At 64.2% G+C, this 3,518-nt stretch carries 4 protein-coding genes; all 4 read left to right on the top strand.

Translation table 11 applies throughout. From position 1 onward, the window contains the following. Nucleotides 1-22: 22 nt before the first annotated feature. A complete protein-coding gene (gene sufD / locus Q4E95_RS07970) occupies nucleotides 23-1,327 on the top strand; it encodes a Fe-S cluster assembly protein SufD (protein WP_303382792.1) in 1,305 nt (434 codons plus the stop codon). A gap of 46 nt (nucleotides 1,328-1,373) precedes the next feature. Next, nucleotides 1,374-2,135, top strand: a complete 762-nt coding sequence (gene sufC, locus Q4E95_RS07965) for a Fe-S cluster assembly ATPase SufC (protein ID WP_095797879.1) — start codon at nucleotides 1,374-1,376, stop codon at nucleotides 2,133-2,135. Between the two features lie 37 nt (nucleotides 2,136-2,172). Beyond that, entirely contained in the window at nucleotides 2,173-2,535 is a 363-nt protein-coding gene (locus tag Q4E95_RS07960; RefSeq protein ID WP_303382791.1) for a metal-sulfur cluster assembly factor, read from the top strand. 168 nt (nucleotides 2,536-2,703) lie between these two features. Further along, nucleotides 2,704-3,518 (top strand): alpha-hydroxy acid oxidase (locus Q4E95_RS07955; RefSeq protein WP_303382790.1); only part of this gene is annotated, 815 nt, incomplete at its 3' end.

Below are 3,518 nucleotides of genomic sequence, written 5' to 3'. Positions count from 1 at the left end.
ATGGAAGGATCCGTTGGCTGATATGTCCACAACCGACCAGACCGTACGACACGGTCAAGAAGCCGCCGACAAGGTGGACGGTGTCCCCACGGGCGAGGATCGCGTGGCCATCCCGGGCATGAGCCAGGAAGGTGAGGTTCTCCAGGAGGGCCGCAACCAGGCCGGCGAGCCGGAGATCAAGCACACCAAGCACGGTGACATTTCCGGTGTCCCCGATTCATCGCGTGCGGGCCGTTTCACCTCTTACAAGGTGGAAGAGTTCCCCAAGATCACCAGCAAGCTCGAGGACTGGCGGTTCACCCCGATCAAGCGCCTCAAGGGTTTGGATGAGGTCGAGCTGACCGGTGCCGCTCCCGCCGTGGAGGTCGTTTCGGGCGAGGGCCAGGTCACCGTGACCACCGTGGGGCGCGACGACGCCCGCATCGGTCGGGCGGGCATCCCCGAGGACCGCGTCTCCGCGAACGCGTGGAGCGCCTTCACCGAGGCCACCGTCATTTCCGTTCCGGCCAATGTGGAAGCCGATCAGCCCCTGCTGGTCGACATCAACGGCTCGTCCATGGACCCGGCTGCCCAGCACATCGTGATCGAGACCGGTGCCAACTCCAGCGCCCTGGTGGTGCTGCGCCACCGCGGTCAGGCCGTGCTGTCCCAGAACATCGAGTTCCAGGTGGGCGAGGGCTCCAAGTTGACCGTGGTGTCGATCCAGGAATGGAACGACAACTCGGTGCACGCCTCCGCGCAGCAGGCGACGATCCAGCGTGACGGTTCCCTCAAGCACGTGCTGATCTCCCTCGGCGGGGATCTGGTGCGCGTCACGCCGTCGACCCGCTTTGCCGCCCAGGGTGGCAACGTGGAGATGTACGGCCTGACCTTCGTGGACGAGGGCCAGCACCTCGAATCACGGTTGTTCGTGGACCATTCCCAGCCGCGCTGCCGCTCCCGTGTGACCTACAAGTCCGCGCTGCAGGGCGAGAACGCGCACGGCGTGTGGGTGGGCGACGTCCTGATCCGCGCCGAGGCCGAGGGCACCGACACCTACGAGCTCAACCGCAACCTGATCCTCAACGACGGACCCCGCATGGACTCCGTTCCCAACCTGGAGATCGAGACCGGCCTGATCGCCGGCGCCGGTCACGCATCCACCACGGGTCAGCTGGACGATGAGCACCTCTACTACCTGATGTCCCGCGGTATCCCGGAGGAGGACGCCCGCCGTCTGGTGGTTCGTGGCTTCCTGTTCGAGATCATCCAGCAGATCGGCGTGGAGTCCATCGAGGAACAGCTGCGCCACAGCGTTGAAGAAGAGCTCGCGCGTCACGAGAACTGACTCGTAGACCCGCCCGTACACACTTTTACCCAAGGAGAATCACCACATGTCTGTACTGGAGATCAAGGACCTCCACGCGTCCGTCATCCTGGACGACGAGACCACCAAGCCCATCCTCAAGGGCGTGAACCTCACCATTAATTCCGGTGAAGTGCACGCGATCATGGGCCCCAACGGTTCCGGTAAGTCCACCCTGGCCTCGACCATTGCCGGTCACCCCAAGTTCCAGGTCGATTCCGGTTCCGTGACCCTGGACGGCCAGAACGTCCTGGAGATGTCCGTGGACGAGCGCGCCCGCGCCGGCCTGTTCCTGGCCATGCAGTACCCGGTCGAGATCCCCGGTGTGACCACCTCGAACTTCCTGCGCTCGGCCAAGACCGCAATTGACGGCGAGGCACCCTCGCTGCGCACCTGGACCAAGGACATGAAGGCTTCCATGGAGAAGCTGAAGATCGATCCGGCCATGATCCAGCGCAACGTCAACGAGGGTTTCTCCGGCGGCGAGAAGAAGCGCCACGAGATCCTCCAGCTGGAACTGCTGCGCCCCAAGATCGCTCTGCTGGACGAGACCGACTCCGGTCTTGACGTGGATGCGCTCAAGGTCGTCTCGGAAGGCGTGAACCGTGCGCTCACCGAGCAGAACACCGGCATCATGCTGATCACCCACTACACCCGCATCCTGCGTTACATCAAGCCGCAGTTCGTGCACGTCTTTGCGGACGGTCGCATTGTGGATGAGGGCGGCCCCGAGCTGGCCGATCGCCTTGAAGAAGAGGGCTACGACCGCTACATGAGCGTGGCCAAGTAACCTGCCCTTTCACCACGTCGCTTGAGGAGGGTTCCAGATGAGCGAAACCACTGAAGAAACACTGTCCGCCGAGGCCCCGGGCCCCAACGGGCAGCCGTCCCTGGCCGAGGTCAAGACCGCGTTGGAGAACGTGATCGACCCCGAGCTGGGTGTCAACATTGTCGACCTGGGCCTGCTGTACGGCCTGGTCTACCAGGACGACAACTCGTTGCGCCTGGACATGACCCTGACCACGGCAGCGTGCCCGCTGCAGGACGTGATCGAGGAACAGGTTTCGCAGAACCTGGGAACCATCATTGACGAGTGGCACGTGAACTGGGTCTGGATGCCCCCGTGGGGTCCCGAGCGGATCACCGAGGACGGGCGCGATCAAATGCGCGCCCTGGGCTTCAACATTTAGTCCGGTTCTCGCCGACGTAAGGGCGCGGGGTCTCTGACCTCGCGCCCTTACGCGTGCCCGGGCCTTTCGCATTCCTCACGACGACGCCGCTGGCTCCCTGTCCCGTCTCGCCGCACCGCCGGTGTTAGGTTCGGACCCACAGGACGTGACCGACGAGAGGACGTGGCCGTGGACCGGCGCCTACCCAACATTTCCGAACTCAGGCCACTGATGCAGTTCGGCACGTTCAATCCGGACCGCAGGGCCGCCCGGCTCGCCAAGGCCGCCGATATCGAGGCACTCAGGGCGATTGCGCGGCGTCGTACCCCCAAACCGGCGTTCGACTACGTGGACGGCGCGGCCGGACAAGAATTAACCTACAAGCGCAGCCGCGAGGCCTTCGAGTCTGTGGAGTTGCTGCCCAAGATTCTGCACGGCATCGCGGAGGCGGACCTCTCGACCGAGATTGCCGGGTACCGCAGCGCTCTGCCGTTCGGGATTGCGCCCACCGGTTTCACGCGATTCATGCACAGCGAGGGTGAAATCGGGGGAGTGAAGGCCGCAGCCGAGGCCGGGATCCCGTTTTCACTCTCGACCATGGGCACGCGCTCGATCGAGGAGGTCCGCGACGCCGCCCCGGATGCCGCCCGCTGGTTCCAGCTGTACCTGTGGCGCGACCACGAGGCCTCCCGGGATCTGATTGCTCGCGCCAAGGCCGCCGGGTACACCAACTTGATCGTCACCGTGGACACCCCCGTTGCGGGCATTCGCCTGCGCGATGACCGCAACGGGATGAGCATCCCGCCCAAGCTGACACCCAAGACAGTTTTGGACGCCTCGTACCGGCCCGAATGGTGGTTCAACTTCCTGACCACGGACTCCCTGAAGTTCGCGTCCCTGTCGGATACATCCCACACGGTGGCGGAGCTGATCGGCAAGATGTTCGATCCGAGCCTGTCACTGGATGACCTCGCATGGATCCGCGAGGAGTGGGACGGGCAACT

Source organism: Kocuria sp., assembly GCF_030536815.1.
In the GTDB taxonomy this organism is placed as follows: domain Bacteria; phylum Actinomycetota; class Actinomycetes; order Actinomycetales; family Micrococcaceae; genus Kocuria; species Kocuria gwangalliensis.
This window is presented reverse-complemented; position numbering and strand designations above follow the sequence as displayed.

Excerpts from the sequence above, each read along its gene's own strand:
- sufD (WP_303382792.1), top strand. The coding sequence starts at position 23 with ATGTCCACAACCGACCAGACCGTACGACACGGTCAAGAAGCCGCCGAC.
- sufC (WP_095797879.1), top strand. The coding sequence starts at position 1,374 with ATGTCTGTACTGGAGATCAAGGACCTCCACGCGTCCGTCATCCTGGAC.
- Q4E95_RS07960 (WP_303382791.1), top strand. The coding sequence starts at position 2,173 with ATGAGCGAAACCACTGAAGAAACACTGTCCGCCGAGGCCCCGGGCCCC.